Raw genomic sequence first — 15,637 nt, forward strand, 5'->3', positions numbered from 1 at the left:
CACCGATCACCACGATGAACGACGAGGTACGGACTTCATGAACGACCAGATCCAGCCCGAGGGCGACGGCTTCGCCGAGCACGACCACGGGGCGCTCGGCGACGCCGAGTACGCACAGTTCATGGAGCTCGCCGCCGAAGAGGGCTTCGACATCGACGAGGTCGAGGGCGCCATCGAGGAGGCGGGCCACGGTCCGCTGCCCGTCCTCGCCGTCATCGGCCGCCCCAATGTCGGCAAGTCGACTCTGGTGAACCGCATCATCGGCCGCCGCGAGGCCGTCGTGGAGGACCGCCCCGGCGTGACCCGCGACCGCGTCACCTATGAGGCCGAGTGGTCGGGCCGCCGCTTCAAGCTCGTCGACACCGGCGGCTGGGAGCAGGACGTGCTCGGCATCGACGCCTCCGTCGCCGCCCAGGCGGAGTACGCGATCGAGGCCGCCGACGCCGTGGTCTTCGTCGTCGACGCCACGGTCGGCGCCACCGACACGGACGAGGCCGTCGTGCGCCTGCTCCGCAAGGCCGGCAAGCCCGTCGTGCTCTGCGCCAACAAGGTCGACGGCCCGTCCGGCGAGGCCGACGCCACCGCCCTGTGGTCCCTGGGCCTCGGCGAGCCGCACCCGATCTCCGCGCTGCACGGCCGCGGCACCGGCGACATGCTGGACGCCGTCCTGGAGGCGCTGCCCGATGCGCCCGCGCAGACCTTCGGCGCGGCCATCGGCGGCCCCCGCCGCATCGCCCTCATCGGCCGTCCGAACGTCGGCAAGTCCTCGCTGCTCAACAAGGTGGCGGGCGAGGACCGCGTGGTCGTCAACGAGCTGGCGGGCACCACCCGCGACCCGGTCGACGAGCTCATCGAGCTGGGCGGCGTGACCTGGAAGTTCGTCGACACGGCGGGCATCCGCAAGCGCGTCCACCTCCAGCAGGGCGCGGACTACTACGCCTCGCTGCGCACCGCCGCCGCCGTCGAGAAGGCGGAGGTCGCGGTGATCCTCATCGACTCCTCCGAGTCCATCTCGGTCCAGGACCAGCGCATCGTGACGATGGCCGTCGAGGCGGGCCGCGCGATCGTCGTCGCCTACAACAAGTGGGACACCCTCGACGAGGAGCGCCGCTACTACCTGGAGCGCGAGATCGAGACGGAGCTCGGCCAGGTGGCCTGGGCGCCGCGCGTCAACGTGTCGGCGGCCACGGGGCGCCACATGGAGAAGCTGGTCCCGGCGATCGAGACGGCCCTCGAGGGCTGGGAGACGCGCGTCCCGACCGGGCGTCTGAACGCGTTCCTCGGCGAGATCGTCGCCTCGCACCCGCACCCGGTCCGCGGCGGCAAGCAGCCCCGCATCCTCTTCGGCACGCAGGCCGGCACCAAGCCGCCGCGGTTCGTCTTCTTCGCCTCCGGCTTCATCGAGGCGGGCTACCGACGCTTCCTGGAGCGCCGCCTGCGCGAGGAGTTCGGCTTCGAGGGCACGCCGATCCACGTCTCGGTGCGCGTGCGCGAGAAGCGCGGCCGCAAGAAGTAGCGCTTCGTACACAGACCGAATGCCCGGCTCCCCGTCGTGGGGAGGCCGGGCATTCGGCTGTCCGGGCGGGCGCGCTCAGTGCTCGCGGCGCGGACCGGGCGGCAGCGCCGCGGGGAAGTGGTGGTGACTCGTGCCGTGGTGCTCGTACTGGCCGTGGCGGGCCATGTGGAACGGGCTGTAGCGGGGGTCGTGCCGTGCGTCCGCGCGGTGCTGCATGCCGTACGGCCCCGGGGTGAAGGCGGTGAACCCCAGATCCTCCTCGCCGCTCCGGTCACCCGGCAGGGCCCTGAAGGCCCTGAGGTACTCCGAGTACAGCGCGTCGTAGATGGGTGTGGCCGAGTGGCTGCCCGTCGAGTCCTGGGCGGTGCGCATGGACGGGATGGGGCTCTGGTACGCCGGCCGGTGGCGGGAGGGGTCGTATGGATGCACGTATGTGCCAACGAAACGGGCGCTCCCCGGATGCGGGGGCCGCACCGGTTTCCCCGTCCGGCATAAGTGTGACCGGCGCGTTCGGGGTCCGGGGCGGCCCTCGCGGCCGTCCCGCCGCTCAGGTTCCGGCGAGCGGCAGCGCGCTGGCGACGAGCCGGCCGTGGGTCGCCGCCTTGTCCAGCGCGTCCCGCAGCATGTCCTCGCGCGGCTGCCGGCCGATGGAGCCGACGGGGGCCGCGAAGAGCAGCACGGTCTGGGTCTTGTTGGCCGCGGTCCGCCAGTCCTCGGTGACCTGGAGCGGGTGGTGCGCCTGCCACCAGGCGACGGGGGAGCCGCCGCTGGTGCCCGGCTGCAGGATGGCGTGCAGCTGGCCCATGGCGAGCAGCACCGACCAGCCGTGCAGCGCGGGCGGCACGGTGTCCAGGGAGGCGACCGGCATGAAGCCCTGCTCGATCAGGAGCGGCAGGAACTCGTCGCCGCCGCCGGGCTCGCTGCCGGGGCGGGCGATGGCTCCGGTCGGCTCCACGACGAGGGCGGGGCGCAGCTCGCCCTCGATCAGCACGAGGCCGCTGGTCACGCCGAGCACGGCCTGGCTCGGCGCCGCGTCGTCCGCCGTGGCGCCGTCGTCACCGGTGATCGAACGGACGGCGCCCTGGAGCTGCTCCTCGGAGACCGTGACGATCTGGGAGGGCAGGCAGGTGGCGTGGGCGAAGGCGAGCACGGCCGTCTCGTCGCCGACGAACAGGACGGTGCTGGTGCGCTCCTGTTCCGCGTCGCCCGGGGTGCGGCAGGACGTGCAGTCGTAGCTGCCCGGGGTGTTGTCTCCGGCGAGCAGCCGGTCGGCTTCTTCGTCGCCGATCTCGGCGCGTACGTCGTCGCTGACGTCCAGCATGCGCGGCACGGGTGACTCCTCGGGATCGTCATCTGGGGTGCATGGGGAGGGTGTGGCGGGCCGGACCGTGTCCGGCTCATAAGGACTCAACGGCGGATCAGTGGCGCAAGTCACGCACGAAGGCGAACGGAATCGAACCATCCGCAGCGGAGGGTGAGACGGGCGGCGGAATGCGTCACTCCGCGCCAACAGGTGCTGGGTGCACGGAGGTTGGGGCGGTGAGCTGAGTCACAGATCGCTGGTGGGGATGGTCACTAAATCCTGATATCGGGCTATGAAGTGGGTGGCCTGAACTCGACGATACCGGGGGTAACGCCCAACTGGCCTGGAATGACAAGGACTTGGTTGATACGGGGCGGAAGGACTCCTAGATTCCACCGCCGTGTGCAGCGAGCACCGCTCGGGTACGTCCGCCGGTCGCACCAGCCAGCTCCAGCACCGACACCGGCGGGCGGGGCCGGCCGGACCCCGGCGCCGGATGCGTGAGGGGCCGCACGGCCAGGGGGAGCCCGGGTCCTGCGAGAGGGAAATTCATGTCCGCACGTCCCAAGAGCACGCGCACCACGGCAGTGATCGGAGGGGCCGCGCTCCTGGCCCCGCTGGGCCTGCTTGCCGCGGCCGGCCAGGCCGGAGCCGCGGACGGCGGAGTGTGGGACCGCATCGCACGGTGCGAGAGCGGCGGAAACTGGCAGATCAACACGGGCAACGGCTACTACGGCGGGCTGCAGTTCTCCGCCGGTACGTGGCGTGCGTACGGCGGCGGGGCCTATGCGCCGACCGCCGACAGGGCCTCGAAGGCGCAGCAGATCGCCGTCGCCGCGAAGGTGCAGCGGGCGCAGGGATGGGGCGCGTGGCCCTCCTGTGCGGCCCGGGCCGGGGCGTACGGCAGTGCGCCGTCCGCGGCGGCGCCGGTGCCGAAGGCGGCGAAGCCTGTGCCACGGGCCGCGAAGCCTGTGCCCAAGGCCGTCGGGCAGCGGCCCGGCGGGGCCGCGGACCGATCCGACCGGGGCTCCTCACGTGGCGCTTCCGGCGACTACACCGTCCGGCAGGGCGACACCCTGAGCCTCATCGCGGCCCGGCACGGGACGGACTGGCAGCGGGTGTACGCCGCCAACAGGCAGGTCATCGGCGGTGACCCGGACGTGATCGTGCCGGGGCAGCGACTGAGCCTCTGATCCGATCGTCCGACCGGGTGGGGGGTAGCTCCGCGGCGGCGCGGCAGGCCACGGGGCCGCCGCGGAGCTGCCTAGCGTGACGCGATGCACCCGAAGTCGAATCAGCGTGTCAGGTCCGTGTCCCTGGTCGTCGGCGCGATCCTCGCGGCGGTGGCGCTGCCCTCGGGCGCCGCGTCGGCGGTCGCGTCGGCGGCCGTGCCGCAGCAGCCCGGCGGCGCGTCGAGGCCGTACGACTGTTCCTTGGACAAGGGCCCGTGGCACTGCCTCGCCGAGTGCGAGAGCAACGGACGATGGCAGACCAATACCGGCAACGGCTTCTACGGAGGACTGCAGTTCTGGCAGCCCACCTGGGAGGAGCACGGCGGGCTCAAGTACGCGCCGCGCGCGGACCTCGCCACCCGCGAGGAGCAGATCAAGGTCGCCGAGAAGGTGTTGCGCACCCAGGGCTGGAAGGCGTGGCCCGCCTGCTCGAAGGCGGTGCGCATCGAGCGGTTCGACCGGCGCGTCCACACGGTGGAGCCGGGCGAGACGCTCAGTTCGGTCGCCCGCCGCTATGACGTGAAGGGAGGCTGGCAGGCCCTGTACAAGACCAACCGGGACAAGGTCGGGAGCCGTCCCGAACGGCTCGCCGTCGGCACGCTCCTCGTCATTCCGGGGCGTACCGCGACCGGGCGGGGTTGAGCTCTCCCGGCTCCCCGCTGAACACGACCTCGCCCCGGCGCAGTACGTGCACGATCGCCGTCCGGCCCGCGCCCTCCCGCAGGCCGGGCGGCAACCGTTGCTCGGCCAGGACCACGCAGGCGTCGAGGCTCTCCAACAAGGCGTATGTGCGGGTCGCTGTGGCGGGTGACATGCCCTGGGTCGGCTCGTCCACGAGGATGACTCCCGCGTTCGTCAACAGGGCGCGGGACACGGCCAGCATGCGCTGTTCGCCTCCCGAGAGGGTGCCCGCGCGGCGGGACAGGAGCGGGCGCAGCTCTGGGTAGGCGTCCAGTGCACGGGCGTTGTCGCCGGCGGCGAGGTCCAGGTTTTCCGCGACGGTCAGGGAAGGGAACACGGCTGCCCTGTCCGGTATGAAGCAGAGGCCCTGGGCGGCCCGTTCGTGGGCTTGTTGGTGTGTGATGTCCCTTCCGTCGCGGACGACAGTGCCCGCGGAGAGCGGGACCGTGCCGGCCAGGGCGCGCAGGGCGGTGGTCCGGCCCGCGCCGTTGCGGCCCAGGAGGACGGTGAGGGCGGTGGTGGGGGCGGACAGGGTGATGCCGTGCAGGGCCTCCAGCGGGCCGTAGTGGACTCGGGCGTCGCGTAGTTCGATGCCGGTGCCGCGCATTCAGCGCGCCTCTTTCAGTACCTGGTGCGCGGGGCCGCTCGTGACGATGCGGCCCGCCGCCATCACGTGCACGGTGTCGGCCAGGCCCGCCACGAGGTCGAGGTCGTGTTCGACCACGAGCAGTGCCATGCCGTCGGCGGACAGGACCCGGAGCAGGGTGGCGAGCGTGGCGACCTCCGCCGCGTCCAGGCCCGCGGCGGGCTCGTCCAGGAGGAGGGTGTGGGGTGCGCCGGCCAGTGCTCTGGCCAGTTCCGTGCGTCTGAGGGTGCCGGTGGAGAGGTCCGATGCGGGGTGGGTGCGGAGGGGCGTCAGGTCCAGGAGGCGGAGGGCTTGGGTGGCGGGGGTGTGTGATCTGCCTCGCCGGTCTGCGCCTATCTGGACGTTCTCCGCGATCGTCAGGGACGGGAAGACCGCCAGTTGTTGGAACGTGCGGGCCATGCCCGTGCGGGTGCGGGCGTGTGCGGGCAGTGCGGTGATGTCGCGGGTGCCGAGTGTGATGCGGCCGGAGGCGGGGCGGAGGGTGCCGGCGAGGCAGTGGAACAGCGTGCTCTTGCCTGCGCCGTTGGGGCCCACGATGGCAGTGATCTGTCCGGGCGGGACGCTGAGACTCACGTCGTTGAGGGCGGTGAAGCCGTCGTAGGTGAGGGTGAGGTGGTGGGCCGTGAGGGGGCCGTCCTCGCGCGAGGCTCGTCTCGGGCGCGGGGCCGCGGGGGTTTCCGCGTGCTCGCCATCCCTACGGTGAGGTTGTTTGGAGTTGGTTCCGTCATCAGGGTCACTGTGCTGCGCGCGCGGAAACCCCCACGTCCCCTCCCGTCGGCTCGGCGGCTTCGGGGCGGTGGGGCGTGGCCGCAGGGCGTTGCGTATGCGTTCGCCTGTGGGGGTCAGGCGGGGGGTTCGGGTGATGTGGTGGGTGGCTTTGTGCAGGGCCTCGTAGGGGCCGCCCGGGAAGCGGCCTATGAGGAGTGCCAGGAGGCCTATCAGGGCTGCTGCCAGTCCGCCCTGCGTTCCCGCGTCCAGGCCTACCAGGAGGGCCGCCGCGGTCAGGGCGCCCAGGATGCTGTCCGAGCCGAGGACGATGATCGCGGCGAACCACAGCAGGCCGCGCACGGGGTCGTACGCGCCCGCGTCGAACGCCCGTTGGCCCATGGCGAGCATGCCGCCGCCGAGCGCCGCGAGTGCCGCCCCCGTCACGAACGCGGCGAGTTTGAGTGCCGGGACCGGCACCCCCGCTGCCGCGGCGCCCGCCTCGTGGTCCCGCATCGCCGCGAGCGCCCGGCCCGTGCGGCCCCTGCGCAGGGCGACGACCAGGAGCAGGGAGGTGGCCAGGAGGGCCAGTTCCAGGACGTAGTACGCGCGGTCGCTCGTGAAGCCCGCGGGGCGGCCCAGGGTCAGGCCCGACGTGGCGTACGGCTGGGTGAAGACGAAGCGGCTGACGCCCACGCCGACCGCGAAGGTGGCGAGGGCGAGGGCCAGGCCTCGGCGGCTGATCGCGGGCCAGCCGGTGAGCAGGCCCAGGGGGGCGACGAGGAGGACGGCGACGGCGAGGGCGGGCAGGTGCGGGAGTTCGGGGAGGCCGGGGAAGCGGCCCGCCGTGAGGAGGGCGGTGAAGAGGGCGCCCAGGCCCGCGTACGCCGCCTGCCCGAGTGAGATCTGGCCGCCGCGGCCCGTGACGATCACCAGCGAGAGCAGGATGACCGCCAGCGCCGGGACCTGGACCGCTGTCGTCAGGTCGGAGCCCGCGAAACCGAGCGGGATGAGGAAGAGGACCGCCGCCACGGTCCAGGCCCCCGGCGGCGTGGGCACGCGGGCCGTCGCCGTGCGGGGCAGGGCGTCCCGGGAGCCGATGCCGGGCAGGAGCAGCGCCGCGACCAGCAGGGCGATCACGAAGAGGTTCGCGCCCGCGGTCTGGAGGAGTTGCTCCGGGAGGCCGCCCGGGTGCAGGCGTGTCAACTGGCTCTGGGCCACGCCCAGGCCGAGGGCGACCGCCACGGCGACGGGCAGGCTGCGCATGCCGGCGACCACGGCGACCGCCACCACTTCCATGACGAGGAGCGGCATGCCGTACGGGTCGAGACGTACGTAGGGGGCGAGCAGGACGCCCGTGAGGCCCGCCGTGAAGGAGCCGAAGGCCCAGCCCGCCGCGGCCACCCGGTCCGCGTCGATGCCGGCGAGCACGGCGAGGTCGCGGTTGTCGACGACCGCGCGCAGTTCGTCGCCGAAGCGGGTCCAGCGGGTCAGCGCGCCCACCGCGGCGGCGAGGGCGATCGTCGCGCCCAGTTGGGCCCAGGGCTCCGCGGGGAGCAGTTCGGGCGCGTCGTCGCGGGCGCCGGGGCCCCAGACGAGGGCCGCCCCGCCGACGAGCAGGACGAAGACGCCGATGGAGGCGACGAGGGTGCGGGCCGGGTCTCCGCCGAGCACGGAGAGCGGGCGGAAGACCGCTCGGTCCAGGAGCAGGCCGAAGGCGGGTGCCATGAGGAGGAGCGTTGTCGCTGCGGCCAGGGGGAGAGGCCAGTGCCATTCGATGGTCAGGTGGCGCAGGACGTAGGCGCAGAGCATCGCCACCGCGCCGTGCGCGAAGTTGAGGACACCGGTCGCGCGGTGGGTGACGATCAGGCCGATGCCGGTGAGGGCGGCCGCGCTGCCGACCGAGAGCCCGGCCAGCGTGAGGTCGTAGCTCAGGGACGCCACCGGGTCAGTGCTCCGGCGTGGGGGTGGTGGGGTCCGGAGGGCGGGTCGGTTCGCAGATGGGGCAGGGCGCGAGGGCCTGCGCGGAGAGGACCGTGGCGTCGGCGGGGACAGCTTCTGGTTTTCCCGCGACCAGTGGGCAGTCCGCCCGGTGCCAGAGTGTGCCGCCGGGGATCATGAGCGGTGTGCCGTCGGCCGTGGGGTGGGCTCGCTCCGGGGGCGGCGGTGGTTGGGTGGAGACCAGGAGGCCGTACAGCTCCTCCACTCGCGCCGCCGCCAGGACGCTCCTGCCGTGCGTGAGCAGCAGCGTGCCCGCGACGATCAGCGCGGCGCCCGGCACCGTGCAGGACGCCAGGTAGGGCAGTTGGCGCTCGGCGAACCGCTCCCCGGAGACGCCGTACCAGCCGAGCACGCACAGCACCGCGCCGACGGCGAGCGACGCGAAGGCCGCCCACAGCATGGGATGCACGGCCCGCAGGCGTTCCGCGCCGGCCGTCCGAGCTGTCCGATCCGCCCGCATCGAGGCCCCCTGGGACACGTCGTCGGTCACATCAGTAACGTCGGTGGGCTGTCCATGTCAGCCGATGGCTTGCACTATGCCTTCTGGAAGCCGACGCTGAAAGCTCCGGGCCCGCTCGGTCCGGACCGATACCCGGTGGTGACCAGATGGTTCTCGGGATCAGCCCCAGGCGGGGGACGCACCAAGGGCGGGGCAGGGCCCGGAGCGCGGCGCTGGCGGCCGCCGCGGCCCTGCTGATCGGACCGGCCGCCGCGGCCTGCGGTGACGACAGCGGGGGCGGGGACGGGGCGACGCCGCCCGAGCCGTCCGTGGAGAAGAGCAGCGAGCGTGCGGGCGGGTCCGCGTCCGCTCCCGCCGATCCGGCGGCCGCGGAAAAAGAGGTCACGGAGAACTGGGAGAAGTTCTTCGACCCGAAGACGTCGCTGAAGGAGAAGGAGACCGTCCTGGAGAACGGTCCCGAGATGCGCGACGTCCTGGAGAGCTTCAGCGGCGACGAGCGCGGCCAGCAGGTCGCGGCGGACGTGACCGAGGTCGGGTTCGGCTCGGCGACGGAGGCGGACGTGACGTACGCGCTGACCCTGAAGGGCGCCACCGCGCTGCCCGACGCCTCGGGGACGGCCGTCAACCAGGACGACACGTGGAAGGTCTCCGTCAAGACCCTGTGCGCCCTGGTGAAGCTGAGCGGCAATGAGTCGCCGGGTCCCGGCTGTTGAGGCGCTGCTCGTCGTCGCGGTTCTGCTGGCGGGCGCCGCCTGCGGGAGCCGGCTGCCCGAGAGCGACTTCGAGGGGCGCGGCACGGCGTCCGCCCCGGTCGGGGGAGCGCCGGTCAGGGTCGGCATCATCACGAGCGCGACCAGTCCGGTGGGCGGCGCCGCGTTCACCGGGCCGCGCGACGGGGCCAAGGCCTACTTCGACCGGCTGAACGCGCGGGGCGGCATCGGGGGCCGCGAGGTCGAGGTGCGCACCTGCGACGACGGCGGCAGCGGCGTCGGCAACAACGACTGCGTGCACCGGCTCGTCGAGGAGGAGAAGGTCGTCGCGCTCGTCGCCACGTCGGCCCTGGACTACGCGGGCGCGGCCCGTGTCTCGCGGGCCGGCGTGCCCGACATCGGAGGGCAGCCCATCGGGGCGGCCTACGAGACGTATCCGCATCTGTACGGGATCTACGGGAGCCTCGCCCCGCGCAACGGCAAGCCGGGCTGGGGCGGTGAGCTGTACGGGGGCACCGAGGTCTATCGCTACTTCAAGCGGGAGCGGGGCGCGCGGACCGCGGCCGTCGTCTCCTACAACCAGGCCGCCTCCGCCGCGTACGCCCGGCTCGTCACCCGGGGCCTGAAGGTCGAGGGTTACAAGGTGGTCACCGAACAGGTCGACTTCGCGCTGCCCAACTTCCGCGCCGCCGCGGCCGACCTCAAGGAGCAGGGCGCCGACCTGGTCTTCGACGCGATGGACACGCACGGCAACGCCCGGCTGTGCGAGGCGATGGACGACGTCGGCGCGAAGGTCACCGCCAAGGTCACCAACGTGCAGAACTGGACCTCGTCCGTCGGCGACGACTACAAGGACGCGCCCCGCTGCCGCAACGCCCTGTGGGCCACCGGGTCGAGCAGGAACTACGAGGACACCGACCACCCGGCCGTACGCGAGTTCCGCGCCGCCGTGCGCGGCAAGGGCCTGTCACAGTGGCAGCTGGAGGGCTGGGCCGCCGCCATGTGGTTCACCGACGCCGCGAAGTCCTGCCCGGACGGTGACGTCACGCGCGCGTGCGTGGACCGTTTCATGAACCGGAACAAGCCGTATTCGGCGCGGGGGCTGCTGATTCCCGTGACGTTCGAGCACCGGGCGCAGCCGCCGAGGACCCGCAGGACGTGTCTGTCCGTCGCGCGGTGGCGGGACGGTGACGGATGGGTCACGCAGGGCGACATGAACGACCAGTGTTTCGACGTACCCCAGCTCGCTTACCAGCCTTGATGCACGGGATCGCAAAAAAGTTCCCATTCGTGGCTACCGATCACGCATCTGTTCGGGAACAGGATGGTGAGGAAACCCAACCCTTGGCCAGGAATCCCCGTCTAACCCTGCGGTAGGCGGACGAGGGGGACTGTCCGCATGGAAGCGCGGAATACGGGGACGCATGCACATCTCTTTCCTCATACACAACGCGTACGGAATCGGAGGGACGATCCGGACGACGTACAACCTGGCGAACACGCTGGCCCAACAGCATGACGTCGAGGTCGTATCCGTCTTCCGGCACCGCGACGAGCCTGTCTTCGCGCCTGACCAGCGCGTCCGACTGAGCCACCTCGTCGACCTGCGCAAGAACACGGCCGGCTACGAGGGAGACGACCCCGAGCACCTGCGCCCCGCACGGACGTTCCCCAGCGCCGAGGGCCGCTACAACCAGTACAGCGCCCTCACCGACCGGCGCATCGCCGCCCACCTCTCGGGCGTCGAGGCGGACGTCGTCATCGGCACCCGGCCCGGCCTCAACGTGCACCTCGCCCGCCAGACCGCGCGCGGGCCGCTGCGCGTCGGCCAGGAGCACCTCACGCTCGACAGCCACAGCAAGGAACTGCGCCGCCAGCTCCGCAGCGTCTACCCCCGCCTCGACGTCCTGACCACGACGACCGAGGCCGACGCCCGCGCGTACACCCGCAAGATGCGACTGCCCGGCGTCCACGTCCAGGCCGTGCCGAACCCCGTCCCCGCGCCCGGCATCGAGCCCGCCGACGGCTCCCACAAGTGGGTCGTCGCAGCCGGCCGCCTCGCCCCGGTGAAGCGGTACGACCTGCTGATCAGGGCCTTCGACAAGGTGCGGCGCGAGCGCCCCGACTGGCGGCTGCGGATCTACGGGGGCGGCAAGCAGAAGGACAAGCTGCGCGCCCTGATCGACGAGCTCGGCCTGTACAACCACGTCTTCCTCATGGGCCCCGCCCACCCGATCGAGCCCGAGTGGGCCAAGGGCTCCATCGCCGCCGTCACCTCCAGCCTGGAGTCCTTCGGCATGACGATCGTCGAGGCGATGCGCTGCGGGCTCCCCGTGGTCGCCACGGACTGCCCGCACGGCCCCGGCGAGATCATCTCCAACGGCGTCGATGGCCGGCTCGTCGAGGTCGGCAACGCCGACGCCATCGCCGGCGGACTGCTCGAACTGATCAACAACGACTCGCTCCGGCAGCAGATGGCGGGTGCGGCGCTGCAGGACTCCGAGCGCTTCGACCCGGAACGCATCGCCGAGCGCTACGACACCATGTTCACCGGGATGCTCGCCCGGGGGAGCTCGGTGGGGGGCCGGATGCGCGGCTCCCTGCACCGCACGCGCGGCGCGCTGCTCGGGGGCGCGTACGCCGTGCGGGACCTCGGCCGGGCACAGACGAAGGGATCGACCGCATGACGGCCTTGGCCACCTCGCAGGCGGCGCACGCCGGGGACGACCAGGAGGCGTCGGGGGCGCCGCGTGCCGACTGCATCGCGGACTCCGCCGGTGGGCTCACGTTCGACGTCACGGACCCCGGCGAGCCGGGCACGGAGGCCGTCGCGCACCTCGTGCTGCGCCGCCGCGACGCCGACTCCGCCGAGGAGGACGTACGGCTGCCGCTGACTTCGTCGGGCGACGGCAGGCTGCGGGCCGCGCTGCCCAGCAGCGTCGAGCTCGCCGAGGGCCGCTGGAACGCGTACGCGCAGGTCGCGGGCGGCGAGCCGCGCCGCCTCATGCCGGGCGTGAACGACCTGCGCTCCCTGGTCGACCGCGCGCCGAGCGGCAGCCGGGGCCATGTCGCGGTGCGTATCCCGTACGCGACGAAGCAGGGCAACCTCTCGGTGCGCAGCTGGTGGCGCGCCCCGCACGCCGAGGCCGGCGAGATGGAGATCTCCGGCGCCGCCGTGACCGTGCGGGGCCGGGTGTACGGCACCGTGCTCACCGACGCCGGATACGTCGAGGCCGTCCGGCGCGACGAGCCGGACGCCGTCCAGCGGGCCGAGATCACCACCGAAGGGCCGGAGTTCTCCTTCGCGCTGTCGTACGGCCCGCTCGCCGACCGCGGGGCCGGCCCCTGGGACCTGTGGCTGCGCCCGGCCGGCGAGAGCGGCCCGCGGGTGCGCCTCGCCCGGCTCCTGGACGACGTCCCGGACAAGAAGGCGATCTTCACGTACCCGGTCGTGCCGTGCGCGACGGCCGAGCACGGCACGCTGGAGGCGGGCCCGTACTACACGCTCGACAACGACCTGTCCGTGCGGGTGCGCGAGACGAACGCGAAGGAGGGGACGGGCGAGTAGGGGCGGGCGGGCAGGGCCGTTCCACCGGCACAATCACGTCCATGTTGGAGACCTCGGCACGACTGCTCCGCCTGCTCTCGCTGCTGCAGGCCCACCGCGAATGGTCCGGCGCGGACCTCGCCGAACGGCTCGGCGTCACCCCGCGCACGGTCCGGCGCGACGTGGACCGGCTGCGCGAGCTCGGCTACCCCGTGAACGCGAGCCCGGGCACCGGAGGCGGCTACCAGCTCGGCGCAGGGGCCGAACTGCCGCCGCTGCTCCTGGACGACGACGAGGCGGTCGCGGTCGCCGTCGGGCTGCGGACCGCCGCGGGGCAGGGCGTCGAGGGCATCGGCGAGAGCTCGGTCCGTGCGCTCTCCAAGCTCGAACAGGTGCTGCCGAACCGGCTGCGGCGCCGCGTCGGCGCCCTGAACGCGTTCACCGTGCCCCTGCTGCGCGCCCCGCGGCGGGAGGGCGTCGACCCGGCGGTCCTCACCGAACTCGCCGACCTCTGCAGGGACTCCGAGCGGCTGCGCTTCGACTACCGCGACCACGGCGGCAGTTCCACCCGCAGGACGGTGGAGCCGCACCGCCTGGTCTGCACCGAGCGCCGCTGGTACCTCGTGGCGTGGGACCTCGACCGCGAGGACTGGCGTACGTTCCGCGCGGACCGCATCGCCCCGCGGCCGCCGCACGGCCCCCGCTTCGCACCGCGCACCCCGCCGGCCGAGGACCTCGCCGCCTACGTCGCGGAAGGCCTCTCCACGCACGCGTACGCCGCACACGCCGTCGTCCGCCTCCTCGTTCCCGCGGACGAGGCCGCACAGCGGCTCTCGCCCGCCGACGGCACCCTGGAGGCCGAGACCGAGCGGACGTGTCTGCTGCGCACGGGCGCGACGAGCCTGGACGTCATGGTCTTCCACGTGCTGTTCCTGGGCATGGAGTTCGAGGTCGTCGAGCCCGCGGAGCTGTCGGAACGGATCGAGGCCTCCAGGGACCTGCTCAGTCGTGCTCTGGACCGGGGTGCCCCGGACCGGGGTGGTCCGTCTGCAGATCGTCGGGGCGCCGGGCGGGATCCCGGCCCGCGTCCTGCGCCTCGTACGCCGCGTACTCGGGATGGTGCAGATCGAACGCCGGGGACTCGGAGCGGACCCGGGGCAGCGTGACGAAGTTGTGCCGCGGCGGCGGGCAGGAGGTCGCCCATTCCAGGGAGCGGCCGAAGCCCCAGGGGTCGTCGACGTCGACCTTCTCGCCGTACTTGGCGGTCTTCCAGACGTTGTGGAGGAACGGCAGCGTCGACATGCCGAGCAGGAACGCGCCGATGGACGAGACGGTGTTGAGCACCGTGAAGCCGTCCGCCGCCAGGTAGTCCGCGTACCGCCGCGGCATGCCCTCGGCGCCCAGCCAGTGCTGGACGAGGAACGTGGTGTGGAAGCCGATGAAGAGCGTCCAGAAGTGGATCTTCCCGAGCCGTTCGTCGAGCATCTTGCCCGTCAGCTTCGGCCACCAGAAGTAGAAGCCGCCGAAGGTCGCGAAGACGACGGTGCCGAACACGACGTAGTGGAAGTGCGCGACGACGAAGTACGTGTCGGTGACGTGGAAGTCGATGGGCGGCGAGGCGAGCAGGACGCCGGTGAGGCCGCCGAACAGGAAGCTCACCAGGAACCCGACGGCCCACAGCATGGGTGTCTCGAAGGACAGCGAGCCCTTCAGCATCGTGCCCGTCCAGTTGAAGAACTTCACGCCCGTCGGGACGGCGATGAGGAAGGACATGAAGGAGAAGAACGGCAGCAGGACCGCGCCGGTGGCGAACATGTGGTGCGCCCACACGACCACGGAGAGACCGGTGATGGCCGTCGTCGCGCCGACCAGCGGCAGATAGCCGAAGATCGGCTTACGGCTGAAGACAGGGATGATCTCCGTGATGATGCCGAAGAACGGCAGCGCGATGATGTAGACCTCGGGATGCCCGAAGAACCAGAAGAGGTGCTGCCACAGCAGCGCACCGCCGTTCTCCGAGGCGAAGACGAGCGAGTGGAAGCGCCGGTCCGCCTCCAGGACGAGCAGCGCGGCGGCGAGCACGGGGAACGCGATCAGCACCAGGATCGATGTGAACAGGACGTTCCAGGTGAAGATGGGCATCCGGAACATCGTCATGCCGGGCGCCCGCATGCCGATGATGGTGGTCAGGAAGTTCACCGAGCCGAGGATCGTGCCGAAGCCGGAGAGCGCGAGCCCCATGATCCACAGGTCGGCGCCGACGCCCGGCGACCGCTCCATGCTGTTGAGCGGGGCGTACGCGAACCAGCCGAACGCGGCGGGCCCGCTCGGCACGAGGAGCGAGCCGAGCACCATCAGGCCGCCGAAGAGGAACAGCCAGTACGAGAGCATGTTCAGCCGTGGGAAGGCGACGTCGGGCGAGCCGATCTGCAGCGGCATGATCTCGTTGGCGAAGCCCGCGAACGTCGGCGTCGCGAAGAGCAGCAGCATGATCGTGCCGTGCATGGTGAAGGCCTGGTTGAACTCCTCGTTGCTCATCAGCTGCAGCCCGGGCCTCGCCAGTTCGGCCCGCATGAGCAGGGCGAGCGCGCCGGCGATCAGGAAGAAGACGAACGACGTGATCAGGTAGAGGTGCCCGATCTTCTTGTGGTCCGTGGTCGTCAGCCAGTCCACGACGATCCGGCCGGGACGGCGGTCCCGCACCGGTCGTTCGGCCGCCTGCGCCGTCTCGGTCCCCATCGCCCGCCCCTTCGCCCTCGCGTCCCGGGCCCGCACGAAGCCGGCCGCCCGCAGCTGTCCGAAGCCCACCCATGATGCTCGCGTCGCCGCGCGACCG

Annotated in this window: 13 protein-coding genes and 1 pseudogene; 8 read left to right on the plus strand and 6 right to left on the minus strand. The window is 72.2% G+C overall.

The window, feature by feature from the left end:
* Window positions 1–37 precede the first annotated feature (37 nt).
* Window positions 38–1,516 (plus strand): ribosome biogenesis GTPase Der, encoded by a 1,479-nt coding sequence (der, locus tag DEJ48_RS30895; protein ID WP_150219462.1) that lies wholly within the window; start codon window positions 38–40, stop codon window positions 1,514–1,516.
* A 75-nt stretch (window positions 1,517–1,591) separates the two neighbouring features.
* On the opposite strand, the gene DEJ48_RS30900 is transcribed toward der, so the two are convergent.
* The gene (locus DEJ48_RS30900) at window positions 1,592–1,888 is read right to left on the minus strand and encodes a hypothetical protein (protein ID WP_411757500.1); all 297 of its coding nucleotides are present in this window, start codon (window positions 1,886–1,888) and stop codon (window positions 1,592–1,594) included.
* Window positions 1,889–2,063: 175 nt separating this feature from the next.
* Window positions 2,064–2,846, minus strand: a complete 783-nt coding sequence (locus tag DEJ48_RS30905; protein WP_150219464.1) for a hypothetical protein — start codon at window positions 2,844–2,846, stop codon at window positions 2,064–2,066.
* Between the two features lie 524 nt (window positions 2,847–3,370).
* Between DEJ48_RS30905 and DEJ48_RS30910 the strand changes: the two genes are divergently transcribed.
* Window positions 3,371–4,012 carry a transglycosylase family protein gene (locus DEJ48_RS30910; protein WP_150219465.1) on the plus strand — a complete coding sequence of 214 codons (642 nt, stop codon included), beginning with the start codon at window positions 3,371–3,373 and terminating at the stop codon, window positions 4,010–4,012.
* A gap of 84 nt (window positions 4,013–4,096) precedes the next feature.
* Window positions 4,097–4,693: a transglycosylase family protein gene (locus tag DEJ48_RS30915; RefSeq protein ID WP_150219466.1), complete on the plus strand. Its 597-nt coding sequence runs from the start codon at window positions 4,097–4,099 to the stop codon at window positions 4,691–4,693.
* Here the strand turns inward: DEJ48_RS30915 and DEJ48_RS30920 are convergent.
* The 3 genes from DEJ48_RS30920 to DEJ48_RS30930 are packed head-to-tail and all read right to left on the minus strand — an operon-like array spanning window position 4,659 to window position 8,544.
* Entirely contained in the window at window positions 4,659–5,339 is a 681-nt protein-coding gene (locus tag DEJ48_RS30920) for an ATP-binding cassette domain-containing protein (RefSeq protein WP_150219467.1), read from the minus strand. The two genes, DEJ48_RS30915 and DEJ48_RS30920, sit on opposite strands and share 35 nt — an antisense overlap.
* Window positions 5,340–8,027: an ABC transporter permease subunit gene (locus DEJ48_RS30925; RefSeq protein ID WP_150219468.1), complete on the minus strand. Its 2,688-nt coding sequence runs from the start codon at window positions 8,025–8,027 to the stop codon at window positions 5,340–5,342.
* Window positions 8,028–8,031: 4 nt separating this feature from the next.
* On the minus strand, window positions 8,032–8,544 hold the full coding sequence (locus DEJ48_RS30930) for a hypothetical protein (RefSeq protein WP_150221503.1): 513 nt from the start codon (window positions 8,542–8,544) through the stop codon (window positions 8,032–8,034).
* A gap of 146 nt (window positions 8,545–8,690) precedes the next feature.
* Here DEJ48_RS30930 and DEJ48_RS30935 point away from each other — a divergent pair, with 146 nt between their 5' ends.
* From DEJ48_RS30935 to DEJ48_RS30955, 5 genes are all read left to right on the plus strand, one after another.
* Entirely contained in the window at window positions 8,691–9,257 is a 567-nt protein-coding gene (locus DEJ48_RS30935; protein ID WP_190537689.1) for a hypothetical protein, read from the plus strand.
* On the plus strand, window positions 9,232–10,515 hold the full coding sequence (locus tag DEJ48_RS30940) for an ABC transporter substrate-binding protein (RefSeq protein ID WP_150219469.1): 1,284 nt from the start codon (window positions 9,232–9,234) through the stop codon (window positions 10,513–10,515). Before DEJ48_RS30935 ends, DEJ48_RS30940 begins: the two co-directional genes overlap by 26 nt.
* 163 nt (window positions 10,516–10,678) lie before the next feature.
* A complete protein-coding gene (locus DEJ48_RS30945; protein ID WP_150219470.1) occupies window positions 10,679–11,941 on the plus strand; it encodes a glycosyltransferase family 4 protein in 1,263 nt (420 codons plus the stop codon).
* Window positions 11,938–12,822 (plus strand): hypothetical protein, encoded by an 885-nt coding sequence (locus tag DEJ48_RS30950; protein WP_150219471.1) that lies wholly within the window; start codon window positions 11,938–11,940, stop codon window positions 12,820–12,822. Before DEJ48_RS30945 ends, DEJ48_RS30950 begins: the two co-directional genes overlap by 4 nt.
* Window positions 12,823–12,863: 41 nt before the next feature.
* On the plus strand, window positions 12,864–13,967 hold the full coding sequence (locus DEJ48_RS30955; protein WP_150219472.1) for a helix-turn-helix transcriptional regulator: 1,104 nt from the start codon (window positions 12,864–12,866) through the stop codon (window positions 13,965–13,967).
* Here the strand turns inward: DEJ48_RS30955 and ctaD are convergent.
* Window positions 13,870–15,540 (minus strand): annotated as a pseudogene (gene ctaD, locus DEJ48_RS30960) (cytochrome c oxidase subunit I); the annotation flags it as partial. The gene DEJ48_RS30955 and the pseudogene ctaD overlap by 98 nt on opposite strands.
* Window positions 15,541–15,637: the final 97 nt, after the last annotated feature.

The sequence above is a fragment of the Streptomyces venezuelae genome (assembly GCF_008642315.1).
GTDB lineage: Bacteria > Actinomycetota > Actinomycetes > Streptomycetales > Streptomycetaceae > Streptomyces > Streptomyces venezuelae_D.

What these genes read in the sequence shown, in the direction of transcription:
- DEJ48_RS30955 (WP_150219472.1), top strand. Translation starts at nt 12,864, where the DNA reads ATGTTGGAGACCTCGGCACGACTGCTCCGCCTGCTCTCGCTGCTGCAG.
- DEJ48_RS30915 (WP_150219466.1), top strand. Translation starts at nt 4,097, where the DNA reads ATGCACCCGAAGTCGAATCAGCGTGTCAGGTCCGTGTCCCTGGTCGTC.
- DEJ48_RS30945 (WP_150219470.1), top strand. Translation starts at nt 10,679, where the DNA reads ATGCACATCTCTTTCCTCATACACAACGCGTACGGAATCGGAGGGACG.
- DEJ48_RS30910 (WP_150219465.1), top strand. Translation starts at nt 3,371, where the DNA reads ATGTCCGCACGTCCCAAGAGCACGCGCACCACGGCAGTGATCGGAGGG.
- der (WP_150219462.1), top strand. Translation starts at nt 38, where the DNA reads ATGAACGACCAGATCCAGCCCGAGGGCGACGGCTTCGCCGAGCACGAC.
- DEJ48_RS30900 (WP_411757500.1), bottom strand. Translation starts at nt 1,888, where the DNA reads ATGCGCACCGCCCAGGACTCGACGGGCAGCCACTCGGCCACACCCATC.
- DEJ48_RS30940 (WP_150219469.1), top strand. Translation starts at nt 9,232, where the DNA reads ATGAGTCGCCGGGTCCCGGCTGTTGAGGCGCTGCTCGTCGTCGCGGTT.
- DEJ48_RS30920 (WP_150219467.1), bottom strand. Translation starts at nt 5,339, where the DNA reads ATGCGCGGCACCGGCATCGAACTACGCGACGCCCGAGTCCACTACGGC.
- DEJ48_RS30950 (WP_150219471.1), top strand. Translation starts at nt 11,938, where the DNA reads ATGACGGCCTTGGCCACCTCGCAGGCGGCGCACGCCGGGGACGACCAG.
- DEJ48_RS30935 (WP_190537689.1), top strand. Translation starts at nt 8,691, where the DNA reads ATGGTTCTCGGGATCAGCCCCAGGCGGGGGACGCACCAAGGGCGGGGC.
- DEJ48_RS30930 (WP_150221503.1), bottom strand. Translation starts at nt 8,544, where the DNA reads ATGCGGGCGGATCGGACAGCTCGGACGGCCGGCGCGGAACGCCTGCGG.